General features: G+C 40.5%; 21 protein-coding genes. 20 read left to right on the plus strand and 1 reads right to left on the minus strand.

The features are described from left to right. Positions 1 to 105 precede the first annotated feature (105 nt). From ACSVH6_RS10980 to ACSVH6_RS10990, 3 genes are read left to right on the plus strand one after another with little or no spacing between them, the layout of a single operon-like run. On the plus strand, positions 106 to 1,164 hold the full coding sequence (locus tag ACSVH6_RS10980) for a hypothetical protein (RefSeq protein ID WP_438078428.1): 1,059 nt from the start codon (positions 106 to 108) through the stop codon (positions 1,162 to 1,164). Then, positions 1,149 to 1,472: an STAS-like domain-containing protein gene (locus tag ACSVH6_RS10985; protein WP_438078430.1), complete on the plus strand. Its 324-nt coding sequence runs from the start codon at positions 1,149 to 1,151 to the stop codon at positions 1,470 to 1,472. The genes ACSVH6_RS10980 and ACSVH6_RS10985 overlap by 16 nt, the downstream gene beginning before the upstream one ends. Further along, on the plus strand, positions 1,450 to 2,073 hold the full coding sequence (locus ACSVH6_RS10990) for a hypothetical protein (protein WP_438078431.1): 624 nt from the start codon (positions 1,450 to 1,452) through the stop codon (positions 2,071 to 2,073). The genes ACSVH6_RS10985 and ACSVH6_RS10990 overlap by 23 nt, the downstream gene beginning before the upstream one ends. Before the next feature lie 178 nt (positions 2,074 to 2,251). Here ACSVH6_RS10990 and ACSVH6_RS10995 read toward each other — a convergent pair whose 3' ends face one another. Next, the gene (locus tag ACSVH6_RS10995) at positions 2,252 to 2,539 is read right to left on the minus strand and encodes a helix-turn-helix domain-containing protein (protein ID WP_438078433.1); all 288 of its coding nucleotides are present in this window, start codon (positions 2,537 to 2,539) and stop codon (positions 2,252 to 2,254) included. Between the two features lie 347 nt (positions 2,540 to 2,886). Here ACSVH6_RS10995 and ACSVH6_RS11000 point away from each other — a divergent pair, with 347 nt between their 5' ends. From ACSVH6_RS11000 to ACSVH6_RS11080, 17 genes are all read left to right on the plus strand, one after another. Next, complete coding sequence (locus ACSVH6_RS11000; RefSeq protein ID WP_438078435.1) at positions 2,887 to 3,687, plus strand: hypothetical protein; 801 nt, start codon at positions 2,887 to 2,889, stop codon at positions 3,685 to 3,687. A gap of 531 nt (positions 3,688 to 4,218) precedes the next feature. Continuing rightward, positions 4,219 to 4,359, plus strand: coding sequence for a hypothetical protein (locus ACSVH6_RS11005; RefSeq protein ID WP_438078437.1), 141 nt, complete (start codon positions 4,219 to 4,221; stop codon positions 4,357 to 4,359). A gap of 98 nt (positions 4,360 to 4,457) precedes the next feature. Next, complete coding sequence (locus ACSVH6_RS11010; protein ID WP_438078439.1) at positions 4,458 to 5,066, plus strand: hypothetical protein; 609 nt, start codon at positions 4,458 to 4,460, stop codon at positions 5,064 to 5,066. 204 nt (positions 5,067 to 5,270) lie between these two features. After that, positions 5,271 to 5,678, plus strand: a complete 408-nt coding sequence (locus ACSVH6_RS11015; protein WP_438078441.1) for a TolB family protein — start codon at positions 5,271 to 5,273, stop codon at positions 5,676 to 5,678. 143 nt (positions 5,679 to 5,821) lie between these two features. After that, positions 5,822 to 6,298 (plus strand): GNAT family N-acetyltransferase, encoded by a 477-nt coding sequence (locus tag ACSVH6_RS11020; protein ID WP_438078443.1) that lies wholly within the window; start codon positions 5,822 to 5,824, stop codon positions 6,296 to 6,298. A 66-nt stretch (positions 6,299 to 6,364) separates the two neighbouring features. Further along, positions 6,365 to 6,745 (plus strand): PH domain-containing protein, encoded by a 381-nt coding sequence (locus tag ACSVH6_RS11025; RefSeq protein WP_438078445.1) that lies wholly within the window; start codon positions 6,365 to 6,367, stop codon positions 6,743 to 6,745. A gap of 112 nt (positions 6,746 to 6,857) precedes the next feature. Then, positions 6,858 to 7,280 carry a DUF1801 domain-containing protein gene (locus ACSVH6_RS11030; RefSeq protein WP_438078447.1) on the plus strand — a complete coding sequence of 141 codons (423 nt, stop codon included), beginning with the start codon at positions 6,858 to 6,860 and terminating at the stop codon, positions 7,278 to 7,280. 11 nt (positions 7,281 to 7,291) lie between these two features. Beyond that, on the plus strand, positions 7,292 to 7,453 hold the full coding sequence (locus ACSVH6_RS11035; protein ID WP_438078449.1) for a hypothetical protein: 162 nt from the start codon (positions 7,292 to 7,294) through the stop codon (positions 7,451 to 7,453). 8 nt (positions 7,454 to 7,461) lie between these two features. Then, positions 7,462 to 7,920 carry a DinB family protein gene (locus ACSVH6_RS11040; RefSeq protein ID WP_438078451.1) on the plus strand — a complete coding sequence of 153 codons (459 nt, stop codon included), beginning with the start codon at positions 7,462 to 7,464 and terminating at the stop codon, positions 7,918 to 7,920. 144 nt (positions 7,921 to 8,064) lie between these two features. Beyond that, positions 8,065 to 10,479, plus strand: coding sequence for a PAS domain S-box protein (locus ACSVH6_RS11045; RefSeq protein ID WP_438078453.1), 2,415 nt, complete (start codon positions 8,065 to 8,067; stop codon positions 10,477 to 10,479). A 97-nt stretch (positions 10,480 to 10,576) separates the two neighbouring features. Beyond that, a complete protein-coding gene (locus tag ACSVH6_RS11050) occupies positions 10,577 to 11,974 on the plus strand; it encodes an alpha/beta hydrolase family protein (RefSeq protein WP_438078455.1) in 1,398 nt (465 codons plus the stop codon). Continuing rightward, on the plus strand, positions 11,950 to 12,459 hold the full coding sequence (locus ACSVH6_RS11055; protein ID WP_438078457.1) for a DUF1905 domain-containing protein: 510 nt from the start codon (positions 11,950 to 11,952) through the stop codon (positions 12,457 to 12,459). Before ACSVH6_RS11050 ends, ACSVH6_RS11055 begins: the two co-directional genes overlap by 25 nt. Before the next feature lie 142 nt (positions 12,460 to 12,601). Then, the gene (locus ACSVH6_RS11060; protein ID WP_438078459.1) at positions 12,602 to 13,447 is read left to right on the plus strand and encodes a class I SAM-dependent methyltransferase; all 846 of its coding nucleotides are present in this window, start codon (positions 12,602 to 12,604) and stop codon (positions 13,445 to 13,447) included. 126 nt (positions 13,448 to 13,573) lie between these two features. Next, entirely contained in the window at positions 13,574 to 14,179 is a 606-nt protein-coding gene (locus ACSVH6_RS11065) for a flavin reductase family protein (RefSeq protein WP_438078461.1), read from the plus strand. Positions 14,180 to 14,208: 29 nt separating this feature from the next. Further along, complete coding sequence (locus ACSVH6_RS11070) at positions 14,209 to 16,506, plus strand: bifunctional salicylyl-CoA 5-hydroxylase/oxidoreductase (protein WP_438078463.1); 2,298 nt, start codon at positions 14,209 to 14,211, stop codon at positions 16,504 to 16,506. Between the two features lie 4 nt (positions 16,507 to 16,510). After that, positions 16,511 to 18,103 (plus strand): AMP-binding protein, encoded by a 1,593-nt coding sequence (locus tag ACSVH6_RS11075; RefSeq protein WP_438078465.1) that lies wholly within the window; start codon positions 16,511 to 16,513, stop codon positions 18,101 to 18,103. Then, entirely contained in the window at positions 18,100 to 19,680 is a 1,581-nt protein-coding gene (locus ACSVH6_RS11080) for an FMN-binding glutamate synthase family protein (RefSeq protein WP_438078467.1), read from the plus strand. The genes ACSVH6_RS11075 and ACSVH6_RS11080 overlap by 4 nt, the downstream gene beginning before the upstream one ends. The last annotated feature ends 4 nt before the right edge of the window (positions 19,681 to 19,684 follow it).

The following is a 19,684-nucleotide window of genomic DNA, read 5'->3' on the forward strand; positions in this document are numbered from 1 at the left end:
GTTTGGTTTTACTGGTTAAGAACTTACCAAAAAATAAAGTAAACACTTAAGTATAATATTAGTTAGTAGTAAGTTTTTGTATTTATATTAAAAAATCATAATAAATTGAATAAAAACAAATTTAAAGGCAAAAATATTTTCAATGGAAATTATAAAGGTGGTGAATATAAAAATTATTCCACTAAAAATAAATATAGGTCAAAAGACGAAATTATTCTTGAAGAATATTTAAAGCAATTTAAAATAATTTCTGCTCCTAATAAATTTTCACTTATTGAAAATCCTGAAGAAACAATTATTTTTATAAATAAACTGGAGGATTGCTATCTTTTAAAAAAACAAGTTTATGTTGATATTAAAAACATTTCATATCTTGATTATTCTGCTGTTACTGTATTGGTTTCTGTAATGTTTTCATTTAAAGAAAGAAACATTAAGTTTGATGGTAATTTACCTGATGATTTAGCTTTAGCAAAAAAACTTATTGATTCAGATTTTTTTAAAAATCTAAAAAAACAAATTAGTAGTAAAATTGAATATTCTGTTGGAAAACAAAATCAAATATTCACTAGAGCTCACAAAGAAGTAAATTCTGAATTGGGATTATTAGTGATGGAAGAAGCATCATTAACTATTTGGAGAGAAAAAAGAACATGTAAAGGTTTACAAAGGACTTTACTTGAGTTAATGCAAAATACTAACAACCATGCATCTGTTTCAAGTAAGGGAGAAAAACACTGGTGGCTATCAGTAAACCATGACATAGTAAATAATAAAGTTTCTTTCATATTTGTTGATTATGGAATTGGAATTTTTGAAAGTCTAAAAAATAAGCCCCCTGAAAATAAATGGTTTGGTTGGTGGGAAAAATTAAATAATAATGTTAAGTCAAACTTTAATTTTAATTATGAAGTTTTAAAATTACTATTAGATGGTGAAATGCACTTGACAGTTACTGGAAAACATTTCAGAGGAAAAGGACTACCGGGAATTAAGGAAGCATATGAAAGAAATCAGATTAGCAGTCTTTCCGTGATAAGCAATGATGTGTATGCAAATGTTAATAAAAACATATACTACAGACTAGAAAATGAATTTAGTGGTACATTTGTCAGTTGGGAACTAAATACAAATAATGTTAATTCAAAATGGGTACTAGAATAATTAATGTAAAAGACTTTTCAATCACTCCAGGTTCAAGATATAGAGATGAAGGTAAAAAATCTCACTCTGGTCAAGAATTTAGAGAAGATTATCTAGAGCCTTTGTTTAAAGAAATAATTGAAACTGATGAAAAACTCATAGTGAATTTAGATGGGACTATAGGTTATGGAACTTCATGGTTAGAAGAAGTATTTGGCGGTTTAGCAAGGATTTATGGAAAAAAAACAGTTTCCGAAAAAATAATATTTATTTCAGATGAAGAACCTTATTTAATAGAAGATTTAAATGAATATATTAAAGATGCTTAAACATAGTCGGATAATTATTTCATGCATAATTGGAGTTTTAATTGGAGTTTGCGTAAGTCTATTAATTAAAAAATATTCTTCCCTTTATATTCAAAGTCAAGTTGGTTTTGAAATAAATCCGCTTGAAATTTTTTCAATATTAATTAATGTTTTCCTTGCAATATATATAACTAGAAACTTGTCTAAACTAAACGATTTAGAAAAAACTGAAAAAGAATTGATTATAGGTTATATAAAAGATTATAAATCTGAATTTTCTAATAAAATTAATAAATTACTTGAACAAGGAAATTTTGAAAGTCCAATAACTAATTCAAATTTTAAAATACTTAGAACTAGAATTTCATCAATTTTAAATCTAGCAACCGAACATAATTTTATTATTAAATCTGACGAAACAGTTGTCGATATTAATAAAAAAATTACTGAAATTTGGGAATTTTTCACTGATGCTCCAAAAAAAGTAAATCCAAAATCACCTAATTCTGTAAAAGTAGATATTGAGAGAATCAACCTTGAGAAAACAACAAGAATTGAAACATCTACTGTAGAATTAGAAAAGTTACTATTTCAATTGATAATTAAAATTAACAAAAAGTAAACACGATGGCTCAGATTTGAAATCGAGCGTATCGAATTGACAAAGTAATCCTTGTCATCGAGTAAAAGAAATGATGGGGAATACAATCCCCCACCCCTACGCCAATCCAATGCCGCCGGGCCGGGCGGTAGCCAAAAGTAATCCAACAGAGCGGCCGTCCGGAGCGCATACAAGAGGATTAGGTTTTATCATCAAACCCCTTAGAAGGGTCGTTGGGTTTGATGATGCTGTTAATGACTTCTTGGGTAAAAAAGTGTTTGGGGTAATAGTACCTACGCCCTATTTGAGTGCAGGGCACGATGCCTTTCTTGCGAAACCGTTGCAGGGTTGAGGGACTGCATCTTAAAATGCGTTCCATTTGGTCGCTGTTAATCAGCACTTCGTCAAGCTTTGCTTTTTCGGCTTGTATGCTGTCTCGTAGCTCTTCTATAGCCCGGAGCAGCTTTGCCAGGTCTTTACGGTTCATAGTATTACGGTTAGGTTAAACATCAATACCAACAGCAGTATTTGTAAGCTAATTTATACAATAAAATAATACTATACAAAAATTTCTGTCATTTATTTCTGAATTTTAACATTTTAACCTGTTGAAATCAAGATACTTACCCTAATTCCCCGTAAAAACGATGGTTCGGACAGAGACAATCAAGGCATGGTCATTAAAAGAAAGTGCCTGAGCGTTATTCTCTTTTGACACGTTGCAGTGGCAGTACCGGGAAAAGAGCCTTCTTTTCAAAATATTTCAAAAACAGTGGTTTATATCATTTACTTTTATATTTTTAACCCATTATTATTAACTCTAATCCCTATTCAATGAAAAAAATCCTTTGTTTACTCAGTGTTTCTTTACTGTTCCTGGCTTCTTGTTCCAGTTCAAGTGACAGTAGCTCTCCTGACAATCCGTCTTCCCAAAACCTCTTATTAAAGAAAATCGTTGAAGGCGATGTTTTGCTTGGAGGAAACGAGTCTAATTTTACCTATAACGGCAATAAGCTTGTTGAAAACAGACATACCGCAGATACCGACCTCTTTTCGGACATCTATACTTACACAGGTGATGTTATCACCAAAATTGAAAAGTTTGGAGTATACAACGCCGGAACCCCGGATGAAACTAATGACCTTCTTTCTACAGATGAGTTCCAGTACAATGCCAATAATCAATTGGTTCAATTTAAAACCACTACTCCCGATTCTGATGTTATTATGATTACCACCTATACCTACAATGGGAATACCGTTACTTTTGAACAATACAAACATTATCTTACTGATGCGCCGGTATTGCTAAAAAGCGGAACCATTACGGTACAAAATGGCGAAATTGTTCAATTGCACATGTCAACAGAGTTTGACACTGTTAACTACAATTATACCTATGACGCCAAAAACAGCATCTTCAAAAATGTGGTGGGATATGATAAATTACTTTATGCTACTATTATCGGAAAACAAGGGAACTTAATTATGGTGGATTCTATTGTGGGCGGTAGTGTACACAATTTTGTAAATGGTGAGTTCCAATACACCTACAACGCAAACAATTACCCGGTAACGGCAAATCAAAGCATGTTTGGATCAGTATTGCATACTTTCCAGTTTAGCTACTACTAAAAAATAATACCCTACGATTTAAAACAAACCCTTTAGCGCCTCAACGCTAAAGGGTTTTTTAGTATAGCCTGCCTCGTGGTTTTTACTCCCCGTTACCACGTAAGTTCTTTAGCGTGGTTTCGAACAGAAAGGGCCTGAGCGTTATTCTTTTTTGGCTTGGTAAGAAATAAATTGTATGTTTGGGTGAGTAAGTGTATTGACAAGTATGCAGCAGATTTCAGAAACTCAACAGAAAAAAGCATGAAAGAAAAAGTCTTATCGTATTCCGTAATTAGTTTGGTGTTACTAAACGTTTGGACGCTATATGTATTCTTCGATTATTTTTCTGAAAAGGATAAAATGTTTCACGGTTTAAGTTTATTTTTCAATTTTGCTTACACCCTTTTGTACGCTGTGGGATTGGGGTGCATTATGTTAATTATCAGGCTGATTTTTCATTTAAAATGCAAAATAAATCTACTAGCATCGAACTTTATTTACATTCTTTGCGGAGTATTTAATTTGAATAGTTTTATTATTTGGTTAATTTGTATGATTTTAAAAATCCTGGATTTTGAGAATGACATCTTAGCCTATTTAGCCATTGGTTCTTTGTCGATTTCCAGTTTTATAATTTTAGATATCTATAAATCCTGTTTCAAAAACGAAAAGCGTGAGAAAACCATCGCGTAATAGCGTTTGGAACAACAGCCAGCAACAGATAAACAAAAGAAATCATTCCGTAACTGTTGACTGCTCTTGACGAGCATCGGCACATTAGCAACTCTATTTTGAAACACATTATAAAAACCATATTATTCCTGATTGCTTTTGTTTTCTTGGGATGTGAAAAGAAAATCACAGCTGAAGAATTCGAACAAGGTGTTTTTGATGCATTATTGGTCAAAATCGTTGATTCAACCTATACAGACCAAAGACTGTATACCTGTTTTCCGGAACAAGGAAAACCCATGTACGACAAAAAAGGAAGATGGATTGGCTTGGATACTGTTGGTCAGCATCAAAGAGATTTGGAATGTGAAGTCAAAAGGGCGGCGTTGGAAAAAGATACGCTGAATCTGATTATCGCATTAGAAAACAAAGGAATGATTACGGAGCAAACGGACTTAAGCAAATACAAGAGTCCCAAATTTATATTCAGACACTTGAGTGAACATCCAAGAGGTAAAGATTTAGAATATACCGAATGGAAAACCGAAAAAAAGTTTGCCGGAGTCATGTCGTTTTCACGAATACGGTTTGACACAAAAAAAGAATCCGGAAGTTTAGATGTTGGCTATCGGTGTGGCGGAAAGTGTGGCTTAGGTTATACGGTTTATATTAAGAAAATAAAAGGCGAATGGGTGATTGTTAAAGTTGAGGAAACCTGGATTTCGTAACTACTAAACTGATGGTTCGTTGACGTCAGTCTTTCGGGTGGTTTTGACCTGTTCGGCTTTAGACCTCGGGTCATCATCAAAAAATACAGCATTAAAAAAATGATTATCTTTAAATCCAATAATTTAAAGAATCGGTCACTGCGGTGCGTCTCTCCATCTAAACCGAAAGAAGCAATTTCAATAATAACTCTAAAACTAAAAAACATGAAGAACCTATTAAAAAGCACATTGTACTTGGCTGTTTTTGCCTTGGCCGGAATCTTATTTCAAATTAGTTGCTCCAATTCAGACAATCAAAGCCTGAGTACCGCCTCGCAAAACAAAGTTATCTATACGTCAACCAGTTCAGGTACACAAACCATTTGGACCTGTAATTATGATGGGACTAACCTAACACAAATTCCGATTACATTACCTTCCAATCTTCATTTTAGTGTGTCTCCCTCAAATGCGGATGCCAGACTGTCTCCCGACGGGCAAAAGATATTCTTCAAAGCCTATAACGATACCAGTAGTGAAACCGAAATATATTCTTGTGATATTACAGGAACAAATATTCAATTGGTCGCATCGCCAAACAATTCTGCCGTACTAACATACCATGTAAATTAAAAAGGCCTACCACAGTGGTTTACTTCTCCCTTCACTGCTTCAGCTATGGTGGGGTGCGGAATAACAGCCACTCAAAAGTAATAACAACAAGCGTATGGCTACCCGTTAGTGGCAAGCGCAACCGATTAAAAACTAAAAAAAACATGACCGATACTTTAGAAATCATACAAACGACTGCCCTGGACGAAAAAGCAAAAGAACAGGTTCTTGATTTATGGAATAACGAGTATCCTGAAAAGCTTGCACACGAAAGCTTGGCGGCCTTTGACCGTTATTTGCAGCATTTATCCAACCTGAATCATTACTTGTTGGTAAACCGCGAAAATAGCATTTGGGGGTGGGCTTTGACATTTGAAAGAGAAAATGAAAAGTGGTTTGCCATCCTGGTATCTGAAAAAATAAAAGGAAAGGGATTCGGACGCAAAATGCTGGATGCCCTCAAAAAAGAGGAAACGGTTTTACATGGCTGGGTAATTGACCACCATCATGACCGAAAAAAGAATGGAGAACCCTATGTTTCCCCGTTGGCGTTTTACAAAAAATGTGGTTTTAAAGTACTGGATAACGAAAGACTTGAACTGGATATCATTTCAGCAGTAAAAATAAAATGGACGAGGTAAAAGAAATAAGTAACTTAGTACCATTGCAACACATAACATGCAAATCATTAACCAATACAATTACCCATGGGACTATTTTCAGCCTTGATAGGAAACGCCGGCACCGTAACGGTGGAAGAATTAAAGAACAAATACGGAAAACTGCTGACCGACAATGAAGACATTGAACTGGGCTTCAAACTCATTCGGGATACCTTTATTTTCACCAACAAACGACTGATTTTGATTGATGTTCAGGGGATGACCGGCAGCAAGGTAGAATACAAATCGATTAGCTATAAAAGCATATCCCGATTCAGCATTGAAACCGCCGGAACCTTTGAATTGGATGCGGAATTAAAAATATGGGTGTCCAGTGAGCAAAACCCCAGCATTAAAAAACAATTCAACAAGTCGGTGAATGTATATGACGTGCAAAAGGTCTTGGCAACCTATGTGCTGGCATAAGCTGTTCCACAGAACAGCTATGACAAGTCGGCTGGCATGTCACCGGGTAACATTTGCTATACCATCTTTAAAAAAAACAGCTATCTTTATACTTTCCTAACTCTCCTCTCCTATGGCAGAAAACAAAACCAAACCTACCGAGGCCAGCGTAAGTGCCTTTTTGGCGACAGTATCCTCAGAAAAAAAGCGGCAGGACTGCGAAACCCTGATAAGCCTGTTCAGCCAAGCCACCGGATTGGCTCCTCAAATGTGGGGACCGGCCATTATTGGTTTTGGCAGCTACCATTACCGCTATGACAGTGGCCGCGAGGGCGATGCACCCCTGGCCGGCTTTTCGCCACGGGCTGCCAACATCTCGCTGTACCTTTCGAGCCATTTTGAAAACAGAGAATCGCTGTTGCAGCAGTTGGGCAAGCACAAAAGCGCCAAGGCCTGTGTGTACATTCAAAAAATAGAAGATATTCATACCGATGTGTTGACGCAAATGATTCAACTGTCGGTAGCCCACATCAAAAAACTATATCCTAACCCTTAAACTTGATAACTATGAGACTCTATATGCCATTGATTTTTATAGTACTTTTTGTCGGCTGGGCCCTCTACCACCTGCTCGTCAAAAAAGATTTGCATCGGTACAAAACCGAAGCCTACGCCGGACTTTTCTTTATACTGGTGTGGGGTCTGATTTATTATTGGATCGAAAACTAAAAACCGCTATGCACGCACTCACCGATACCTGGCATATCAACAACCGTATCAATCTGTATTTGCTGGATGCCCTGACCGACGAACAATTGACTGCCGTTTCGGCGTCCAAGGGGCGCAACGTTGGAGAACAGTTTGCCCATCTACACAACGTGCGTCTGATGTGGCTCAAGGTAGCGGCAGCGCCATTGTGGGAAGGATTGGCTAAATTGGAAAAAGGGAACCCACTGACCAAAGTCCTTCTGACCGAAGCCCTAGTGCAAAGCGGTGAGGCTATAGCTCAGCTCCTTGAAGACGGAATGGCAACCGGTAAAATAAAAGGCTTCAAACCCCACCCTACTGCCTTTGCCGGCTACCTGCTGGCCCACGAAGCTCACCACCGGGGGCAGGTCATGATGACCCTCAAACAGGCCGGACACAAGGTGGATCCTAAAATAGCCTTTGGCCTTTGGGAATGGGGCTCGCGGTAAAACAGCCTCTCCGTTAGTGTTAAAGCTGGCGTTTCATTTGTTTTTTTAAGCTATTTTCTGTATCTTTAGCTACGTAAATACCACAACTTTTATAGCAAATCATTAACAAGAGCCCGTATTGGCTCCTACCCTAGTATTGTCTGTATGAGATGGAGAAAACAAAATCGACTGGCATTGGCCGCTTTTATTACCGCTCTGGCAGTATTATTGTTGTTGAGCCTGTTACTTTTTGTAACCTTAGACAAAAGCAACAAAAGAAACGCCTCCGTAAAACACACCTATGAGGTGATGCAAACCGCTGACAACTTGCTCTCTGCACTCAAAGATGCGGAGTCAGCCCAACGCGGGTACATCATTACACATAACCCTCATTTTTTAAAACCGTTGACGGCTTCTGTCATCGCCAAAGACAGTCTTTTCGAACGACTGAGTGCTCTGACGGAAAACAGCCCGGTACAACAACGACGGTTGACGCATATAAAAAAACTGGTCAAAGCCAAATACGATTTTATCTATGGGTCACTGGCTACACTGGAAACTGAGGGCCAGCAAAAAACAATCGCACTCATTACAGAGGGTCACGGCAAAAAACTAATGGACAGCATCAGGCTGCACTTCAATCGGTTCAACGCCCACGAAAACAATCTGTTAGACGATCGCATTGCCAAAACCACCCGCTCGGTCAATACCTTTAAAGTGGTCATCCTTTTGGGTAGTTTCTTTACCGTTGCTATTTTTCTAATTACCTTTTTAAAACTATTCAATCAAATCAAACTACGCCGCCAACAGGAAGAAAAACTGTTTGTACAAAACCAATGGTACAACCAAACCATGGTGAGTTTGGGCGATGGAGTTATTACTACCGATACCAATGGAATTATTACTTTCATTAACAAATCGGGAGCACAAATTACGGGTTGGAATTATAAGGATGCGTTGGGCAAACATGTCGATTTAGTGTTTGACATAGTAAATGTCAACGTAACCGGCAACACCATCAACCCAGCCACCAAAGCCATGAAAGAAAACCGCATCGTGCTGTTGGAAAAAAACACCCAGCTGGTTCAAAAAAACGGCACTAAAATATATATTGACGACAGCGGGGCTCCCATTCACAACAGCGAGGGTGATGTAATTGGTTCAGTCTTGATTTTCAGGGACATCACAGAGAAGAAAAATGCCGAAGACGAAAGAAATCTGTTTTTTACCTTGTCTATTGACATGATAGGCATAGCTGCCATGGACGGGTATTTTAAAAGCATCAGTCCCGCAGTGGAAAACATACTGGGGTATACCCAGAAAGATTTTTTGACCAGAGGTTTTTTAGAGTACATCCATCCGGACGATATTGAAAAAACCAATCAGGAAGTTGAAAAACTGGCAAGGGGAATCAATACCCACGACTTTGTCAACCGCTACCGTTGCAAAGACGGCACCTACAAATGGATTGAATGGAGTGTCACCATGGTCAACGAGTTAATGTATGCCATAGGGCGCGACATTTCCGAGCGTAAAAAAGCAGCCGAAGAGCTGATGGCCTCACACAAAAAATTCTATCAAATCTTAGAGTCCAATCCCGTGTCTATTGTCATTTCCGATGTCAAAACCCGACACATTATATACGTAAACGACTCGTTCTGCGCCATGTCTGGCTTTGAAAAAAGCAACCTCATTGGTAAAACCACACATGATTTGGACACCATCAGTACCGAAGAAGCCGATAGGATTTTATCAAAAGTAGCGGCAGGCGGTGGACAAGAACGCAATATGGAATCGAAATTAAAGCGAATGGATGGTGAGATGATTGATGTTTTGTTTTCGGTTGAAACGATTGAAATAGATGGCAATTTGTGTTACATAGGCTCTTTTATAGACATTACCGAACGTAAAAAATCAGAAGAGAATACCAAACGCATGAACCTGAGTTTGGAAAAACGGGTAGAAAAAAGAACGGCCGAAATCATCAAACAAAAGAAATTTACCGATGATATTTTAAACAAAATCCCTACTGAAATAGCTGTATACGACAGCAAAGAGCAGTATTTGTATGTCAACCCCAAAGGAATTGAAAGCGAAGAAATCAGGGATTGGATTATCGGCAAAACCGATTTTGACTACTGCAAACTAAAAGGATTAGATCTTACCATAGCGGAAAAAAGACACGAATCATTTCAAATAGCCAAAAAGAACGAAACAGCAGAATGGATTGACGAACTCACCACCGAGGACGGAGAAGTAAAATACATGCTCCGCATTCTGCATCCGCTGGAGGGCAATAAAAAATACATTCTGACCGGTTATGATATTACCGAGCTTAAAATGGCGGAAAAAGAAAAACTGGAGTACATCAACAACCTGGAGGAGATGATGTTCATCACTTCGCACAAAGTACGCCACCCGATTACACAAATTATGGGGATTTCAAATTTGTTAGAATATGAACTGAGCAAAGAAGAACTGGGACAAATGTTGAGCTATGTGAAGGATTCCGTTACTTCTTTAGACACCTTCACACGGGAATTGACTATGTTCATCCATAATTTGAAGAAGAAAACCTAAACGGGTTTGGATTATAGTGTATGCAAAAAGTTAATTCGGATGCCTATTGGTTGCCGTTTTACTATTTTTGGTCCCTCAATCAATACTTTCCAAAAATATGAAACGCTTTGCTGCTTTACTGCTCACGATATGGATTTCGGCCAATGCCCAAGGTCAGGACTTTTCCGGGCAATGGAACGGCTTACTCAAGGTACAGGAGGTGCAATTGCGCCTTGTATTCCATCTGATTAAAACCCATACCGGTTACTCGGCTACTATGGACAGCCCCGATCAGGGAGTCAAAGGCGTACCGACAGTAGTAACCGTTGAACAAGACAACATTACCTTAAGCATTGCAGCCGCTCATATTACCTACCATGGTACGCTGAAGAATGAAAAAATAGAGGGAACGTTCCAACAGGGAACAGCAGCATTTCCGATGACTCTCAACAAGGAAACCGAGACGGGTACCACTTTTAAAAGGCCACAAGAACCTCAGGAACCGTTTCCTTATTACACAGAGGAAGTCACTTTTACCAATCCGAAAGCGGATAACATTACTTTATCGGGAACCCTGAGCCTGCCCAAAAAAGAAGGAGTCTTCGCCGCAGTAATACTCATCAGTGGCAGTGGTCCTCAGAATCGCGATGAAGAACTGCTGGGGCACAAGCCTTTTTTAGTACTTGCTGATGATTTAACGCGACACGGTATAGCTGTTTTGCGTTATGACGACCGGGGCGTGGCCCAATCCAAAGGAAACTTCAAAACCGCTACCACCGCTGATTTTGCCTCTGATGTGCAAAGTGCATTGGATTATTTAAAAACCCGAAAAGAGATTAATCCGAAGAAGATAGGCTTACTGGGACACAGCGAAGGAGGCCTCATAGCCCCTATGGTAGCCGCAGAATCCAAAGACGTCCGTTTTATCGCTTTATTAGCCGCACCGGGCCTCCGGGGGGACGCACTGCTATTGCAGCAACAGGAACTGATAGGCAAAGCCTCGGGAGCCACTGCCACCGAACTGAAAGATACCCGTATCATGAACAGTTATTGCTTTAATGAGGTACTCAAAGCCAAAGACGAAGCGGTACTCAAAGCCGATTTGATGCGATACCTGGCCGGCATACTGAAAGACACTCCCAAAGAACAAAAACCGGAGAATTTGGCTGATGAAGATAATGCCGCCATGCAGGTAAGCCAAATTTGTAATCCGTGGATGCTGTACTTTTTGCGATACGACCCTACTACTGCATTGGCAAACGTAAAATGTCCAGTGTTAGCCATAAACGGAGCTCAAGATTTGCAAGTGGCTCCTCAAGAAAATTTAGATGCCATTGAAAAGGCTTTGCACAAAGCAGGAAACCAAAAAGTTACCACTAAGGTGTTTCCAAACCTGAATCATTTGTTTCAGGAATGCAAAACCGGGTTGCCTGATGAGTATGCTGCCATTGAACAAACCTTCTCACCTGTTGCTTTAAATTTTATCACCCAATGGATTCAGAATCAAACAAAATAACTTCAATTGCTTTTGAATCCGAAATCGCAATCATAGGCATCAATCCGTTTGTATTCCTTCCGGAGGAAGTGCTGCAACTGTTATTTGTCCAAGCAGGAAAAGACAAAGGAAAAATTCCGGTAAATATAACTATAGAAGGACATCCGTTTACACAAACGCTGGTCAAATACAGTGGCTACTGGCGGTTATATCTCAACACACCCATGCGAAAAGCAGCCGGTAAAGAAGTGGGGGACACAGCCGTTTTTACCATTGCTTTTGACCCAAATCCACGTGAAGTAGCCATACATACTAAACTAATTAAAGCACTGGATTCCAATTTAGAAGCTAAACTTGTTTTTAATAGTCTACCTCCCTCAAGAAAGCTTGAAATTGTACGATACATATCGTTCCTGAAAACCGAGGATGCTATAGAGAAAAACGTGGCCAAAGCCATTCGCTTTCTGTTAAAAAAAGAACGATTTATCGGTAGGGACCACCCTTAAAATTTATGACTTCAAACGGAGTTTCGCAATGCAATTTTAAGTACATTTGTGTTTGCCTTTCTCTTCCACTCTCTCTTCCTGCTACATGACCGTTCCACGTGTTGGAATATCACTGTTTATTAACTTCTAAAAAGGAATACGTATGGAATCACAACTAGAAGAAATCCGGGAACAACAAAAAGCCTCATGGGATAAGTTTTCGCCGGGTTGGAAAAAATGGGACACCTTGATGATGGGTTTTCTGCATCCTATGGGGGCCGAAATCATCAGATTGCTCCAGCTAAAGTCTACTGACACTGTCTTAGACATCGCTGCCGGAACCGGAGAACCCGGATTGACTATTGCCTCACTTGTTCCGAAAGGGAAAGTGATCATCACAGACCTATCAGAAGACATGCTTGAGATTGCTAAAGAAAATGCCTTACTGAAAGGCATCAGCAATATTGAAACAAAAGCATGTGATGTTTGTGAATTGCCTTTTGAAGACGACACTTTTGACGCCATCAGTTGCCGTTTTGGTTTTATGTTTTTTCCGGATATGCTGATGGCTGCCAAAGAAATGGCAAGAGTCTTAAAACCGGGCGGTCGCATAGCCACTGCGGTTTGGAATGGACCCGAAAACAACTTTTGGATAACCGCTACCATGGATACCATCAAAAAAAACATAACGCTTCCGCCTCCGCCTCCCGGAGCACCGGGAATGTTTCGTTGTGCGGGTGATGGCTTTATGACCAACCTCTTTACCCAGGCCGGATTGAAAAACGTATCCCAAACCGAAGTAACGGGCAAACTGAAAATACAAACCACAGAAACCTACTGGACCATGATGACCGAAGTAGCGGCACCGATAGTAGCAGCGCTAAGTAAAACAGATGAGGCGACCAAAGCCAAAATTAAAAAAGAAGTCTTTGAAAAAATCAACGAACGCTATCCGGAGGGACAGGTAGCTATTGATTCGAGCGCTTTGGTAATCTACGGAGAGAAGTAAAAATTCACAAATTTGTAACTATAAAGGGATAAAAATACATTATCCCTTTTTTTGTGTTGATTAATTTGGACTACATTAAAAAAAATACCTAAAAATAGTTTTAATTTGTAGTAAACAAACAACACTATGCAATTTGATCCAGACGAATTAGAGCATTCCGCAGTATACAAGCTGTTAACGGGTGCTGTCATTCCCAGACCTATTGGTTGGATATCCAGCCTTAGCGAAAACGGCATTAACAACTTAGCTCCTTTTTCTTATTTTAACGCTGTGGGCGATGACCCGCCTCATGTCATGTTTGCCGCCGGCAGAAGCAATCATCTCAACAAAGACACCCTCGACAATGTATTGACTACAAAGCAATTTGTGGTAAACATGGTGACCGAAGACATCGTAGAAGCCATGAACATCACGGCACAAGCCGTACCCGCGCATGTAGATGAATTTGAGTTGGCCGGTGTGACTCCCGTGGCTTCCGTCAAAGTAAAACCGATGCGCGTTAAAGAAAGTCCAATCGCTTTTGAATGCGAATTGGTACATCATTATTTTTTGGAAGAACACAAAAAAGGTGGTGCCTGTATTCTCATTGGCCGCATTGTAATGATGCACTTTGATGACCGGGTATTGCTTGAGCATTATAAAATCAATTTAGAAAACTACAAGCCTGTTGCCCGATTGGCCGGAGCCAATTACAGTAAATTAGGCGAACTATTTGCCATCAAAAGAGGATAACCTTTGTGGCCTTAAACAAACCAAAACAAATGAAAATAGCCGTTATAGGTGGTGGTCCGGGTGGACTCTACTTTTCCATTCTAACCAAAAAAGCATTACCCGATTGCCAAATTGATGTATACGAACGTAACAAACCGGACGATAGTTTTGGCTTTGGCGTAGTATTCTCAGATGAAACATTGGGCGAATTCCTGAAACGCGATATGCAGTCCTACGAGTTAATCCGAAGCCGATTTGCTTATTGGGACGATATCATTGTGGCCCGAGACGGAGAGCAGGTAAGCATTGCCGGAAATGGTTTTTGCGGCTGCTCGCGAAAAACACTCCTGAAGTTATTGCACCAGCGCTGTGAAGAAGAAGGAGTGCGTTTGCACTTTGAACAAAACATTGACGACCTCAGCACCTTTCAGGATGCCGATATCATTTTGGCCGCTGATGGGATTGCCAGCAGCATCAGAACACAATATGAAGCAGCATTCGGAACCAAGATTACCTTAAAGAAAAATCGTTTTGTATGGTTAGGTTCAACCAAACCCTTGGATGCGTTTACCTATTTTTTCAGAACCACACCTCACGGAACCATCGTAGCACACACCTACCAATACGAAGCCGGTATGAGTACCTGGATTTTTGAATGCAGTAACGAAACCTGGGAAAACTTAGGCTTTGAGGTGACCAACGAAGAAGATACCATACACAAGCTTGCGGAAATCTTCAAAGAAGAACTAGACGGGCATCCGTTAATTTCAAACAAATCACACTGGCGTCAATTTCCACACGTAACCAATGAAAAATGGTATCATAAAAACATTGTGTTGCTGGGTGATGCCAAAGCTACAGCCCACTACTCTATCGGTTCGGGAACCAAACTGGCTATGGATTGCGCCATTGGCTTATCGGATGCGGTAATTGCTCATCCTGTTAATGTACAAGCTGCCTTTGAGCAATACGAGAAAACCCGCAGGAATACTGTAGAAATGATTCAACATGCCGCCTTAGTGTCTTTGGATTGGTTTGAGCATATGGATCGAAACATACAGCACCCGTTTTATCAGTTTGCGTTTGGCTGCATGACCCGTTCTAAAAAAGTGACTTACGAAAACCTACGATTGCGTGATTCGTCTTTTACCGATAAAGTGTTGCATGAATTCAATACGTTACACCGTAATCCGGAAGGAAATCCGGCTGCCTTTACGCCATTTAAACTCCGTGACATGACATTAACCAACCGCATCGTCATGTCGCCCATGGGACAATACAGCGCCACGAACGGAAAAGTCAACCACTGGCATTTGGTACACTACGGCAGCAGGGCTACCGGTGGCGTAGGACTGATTATTACCGAAATGACTGCCGTATCAGAAACCGGTCGCATCACAGAAGGCTGTGCCGGAATTTATACGCAGGAACAATTAATGGATTGGAAACCTATTACAGATTTCATTCACCAAAACACCAAAACTAAAATCGGAATCCAACTGGGGCATTCGGGACGTAAAGGAGCCGTAAAAAAGCCTTGGGAAGGCGCCGGAGAACCTTTGGCCTTGCCATGGGAATTACTGTCCGCCTCTGCCATTGCTTTCAATGAAAAGTTTGCTGTTCCCAAAGAAATGACAACCGAAGACATGGATGAAGTAACGCATCAGTTTGTCCAAGCTACTAAAAATGCTCATGAAGCCGGTTTTGACTTGATAGAACTACAAGCCCATCATGGATTTTTATTAGCCTCTTTCCTATCACCGTTAACCAACATCCGGACGGATGCGTTTGGCGGAAACATTGAAAACCGAATGAAATTTCCGTTACGGGTGTTCAGTGAGATGCGAAAAGCTTTTCCACAGGACAAACCTATGTCGGTTAGGATTTCGGCATCCGATTGGGCTGCAAACGGAATTTCAGAAACAGAAGTCATTACAATAGCCGAGGCCTTCAAAAAAGCCGGAGCCGATATCATTAATGTTTCTACCGGAAATACAGTAGCACATCAAAAACCGCAAACCGGCAGAATGTGGCAAACACCGTTTGCCGATGCGGTACGCAATACCGTTCATATTCCAACTATTGCCACGGGTTACATTCAGGATATCGACCAAGTCAACACCATACTTCTTAACGGACGGGCTGATTTGGTGGCGCTGGGCAGACCACTGTTGGCCGATGCTAATTTTGTCAGAAATGCACAAGCCTATGAACAATTTGAAACCAACGACATACCAAATCAATACAAAACCGGAAGCTCACATCTTTATCCGTTAAAAGCCTCCGAACTGAAACAATTGGAAAACATGAAAAAAGCGTTAAAACCAAAAAGCAACAAAAAGGACTAGAATAATGAAGCATTACGAAGATAATTTCGCTCATGACCACTTACCGGGATTAGACTTACAACCCGACTACAAGTTTCTGGACTTACCTCAGTTCAATCGTCCGGAAATGCTCAACTGTGTACACCGCCTACTGGACTACCATGTTGAGAACGGAAAGGGTAATGCAGTCTGCATTCGTACTTTTGAAACGACCTGGACCTACAACGACCTGTATGAAAAAGCCAATCAAATAGCACATGTTTTAATTGATGATTTAGGATTAAAATCAGGAAACCGTGTCTTGATACGTTCGGCTAACAACCCGATGATGGTCGCTTGCTGGTTTGCCGTTCTTAAAGCCGGAGGTATTGTTGTTGCTACGATGCCGTTGCTTCGGGCTAAAGAATTGACAACCATCATTGAATGTGCGGAAATCTCACATGCCTTTTGCGACAGTGAATTGTCTGACGAAATGCATTTGGTGAAATCGCCATTCCTGAAAACAACCTGTTTTTACCGCAATGCATCATTAGAAACACTGATGCAGGACAAACCTAAAACATTCAACAATTACCACAGTAAATCTGATAGTATTGCTTTGATAGGGTTCACTTCGGGAACAACGGGTTTGCCAAAGATGACATCGCATTACCACAAAGACATTTTAAACATTTGTGAAGCATTCCCGCAATATTCATTACACCCCACTCCTGATGACATCTTTACCGGAAGTCCGCCATTGGGATTCACCTTTGGATTGGGTGGATTGGTATTGTTTCCTTTATATTTTGGGGCTTCTACTTTCCTGATAGAAAAACCAACCCCTGATATGCTCTTACAAGCCATTCAGGACTATAAAATAACCATTTGCTTTACCGCACCTACCGCTTGGCGGGTGATAACCACCAAAATAAACGATTTTGATATTTCCAGCTTACGCAAATGTGTATCAGCTGGTGAAACGTTGCCATTGAAGGTTTGGGAAGATTGGTACAATGTTACCGGATTAAAAATCATTGACGGTATTGGAGCTACCGAAATGTTGCACATCTTTATTTCTTCAAACGAAACCAACATGAAACCGGGGGCTACCGGTGTTGCCATTACCGGATATGAAGCTAAAGTGGTTGATGCCAATGGTAATACTGTACCTCTTAACGAACCCGGAAGATTAGCCGTTCGGGGCATTACCGGTTGTAAATACTTAAACCGAACAGACAAACAAAAGGAATACGTAGAAAACGGTTGGAACCTCACCGGCGATATCTTTCGTCAGGATGAAGACGGGCATTTTTGGTTCGTAGCACGGGGCGATGATATGATTATTTCCTCAGGCTATAATATTGGAGCCATTGAAGTAGAAAGTGTGTTGCTCACTCATGAAGAAATCGTAGAATGTGCCGTAGTAGGATTACCCGACAGCGAACGCGGCATGCTGGTTTGTGCCCACATCGTTTTGAAAGATCAAAGTAAAGCGACTGATAACATGAAGAACCATATACAACACTGGTTCAAAGAAGTAGCCGCTCCTTACAAATATCCTCGAGTAATTTATTTTACCGAGGCTTTGCCTAAAACCGAAACCGGAAAAATTCAACGCTTTAAATTAAAGTCATGAGAAAAGCATTTATAGTTTTCAGCATCACGATACTCTCGATTACTGCCATTCTGATGTATGTCAATTGGAAGTTCAGTTTTTTGTTGTTCATATTCATCCCTTTAGTATTAATGGGATTGCATGATATGTATCAGTCGAAGCAAACTATAAAGCGAAATTTTCCGTTATTGGGCAGAATGCGGTATTTGCTGGAGTCCATCGGCCCGGAGATGCGCCAGTATTTCATTGAAACCGACACTGAAGGAAAACCCTTCAACCGTTTACAAAGAAGTTTGGTGTACCAACGCAGCAAAAAAGAGATTGACACCATGCCTTTCGGAACCCAACTCAACGTTTACGAACCCGGCTACAAATGGATTAATCACAGCATCAAAGCCATTCCTTTTGCTGAAGTGGATGCCAACCCAAGGGTAAAAATAGGTTCCTCACAATGTGAACAACCGTATATGGCGAGTTTATTTAACATCAGTGCTATGAGTTACGGAGCTTTGAGCAAAAACGCTATTATGGCTTTGAACGATGGTGCCAAAGAAGGCGGTTTTTATCACAACACCGGAGAAGGAGGCCTCTCTCCTTATCATCTCAGAGGAGGTGATGTCGTTTGGAATATCGGAACTGGGTACTTTAGTTGCCGTGATGAACAAGGCAGGTTCTCCTATGACGAATTTGTCAAACGAGCCACTTTGGATACGGTAAAAATGATTGAGATCAAGTTCTCCCAAGGAGCTAAACCCGGACACGGAGGTATTTTGCCCAAAGAAAAAGTAACCGATGAAATTGCGGCCATCCGTTTGGTCGGAAAAGACAACGACATAGTTTCACCACCACGACATTCCGCTTTTACTACCCCGCTAGAGTTAATGGAGTTTATCAAAGTATTGCGCAAAGGTTCGGGAGGTAAACCCATTGGCATGAAAATCTGTATTGGGAATAAATCCGAGTTTTTATCGATCTGTAAAGCGATGGTAGCCACCCAAACCTATTTCGACTTCATTACGGTTGACGGTGGTGAAGGCGGTACGGGGGCTGCGCCACAGGAATATTCAGATCATGTGGGCATGCCATTGCGCGAAGCACTTGCTTTCGTTTACGATAGTTTGAACGGCTTCAATATTAAACACGAAATCAAAATCATCGCCAGTGGAAAAGTCATCACCGGTTTTGACATAATCAAATGCTTGTCTATAGGAGCTGATGTGTGTAATTCAGCCCGTGGAATGATGTTTGCCTTGGGTTGTATCCAAGCCTTGGAGTGCCACAAAAACACTTGTCCGACCGGAGTTGCTACGCAGGACCCCAAACTGGTGAAAGGCCTGGTGCCTGAAGAGAAAAGCATTCGGGTAGCCCGCTTTCAGCACGAAACCGTAAAAAGCGCTATGGAACTCATGGCCTCTGCCGGCATCAAACACCCGGACGAGGTTGACCGCACTGTGGTAAGTGCCCGCATTAGCAGCACCAAAATTGAAACCTATTACGAAACCTATCCCGAAATCGAAACCGGCTGCCTGCTCAACGAAAGTACTGTTCCCAAGGAATTTTTGTATTTTTGGAAGAAAGCTGCTGCGGAACATTTTTAAATTT

Origin of the sequence: Flavobacterium sp. XGLA_31, from assembly GCF_051547105.1 — a bacterium.
Classification (GTDB): Bacteria; Bacteroidota; Bacteroidia; order Flavobacteriales; family Flavobacteriaceae; genus Flavobacterium.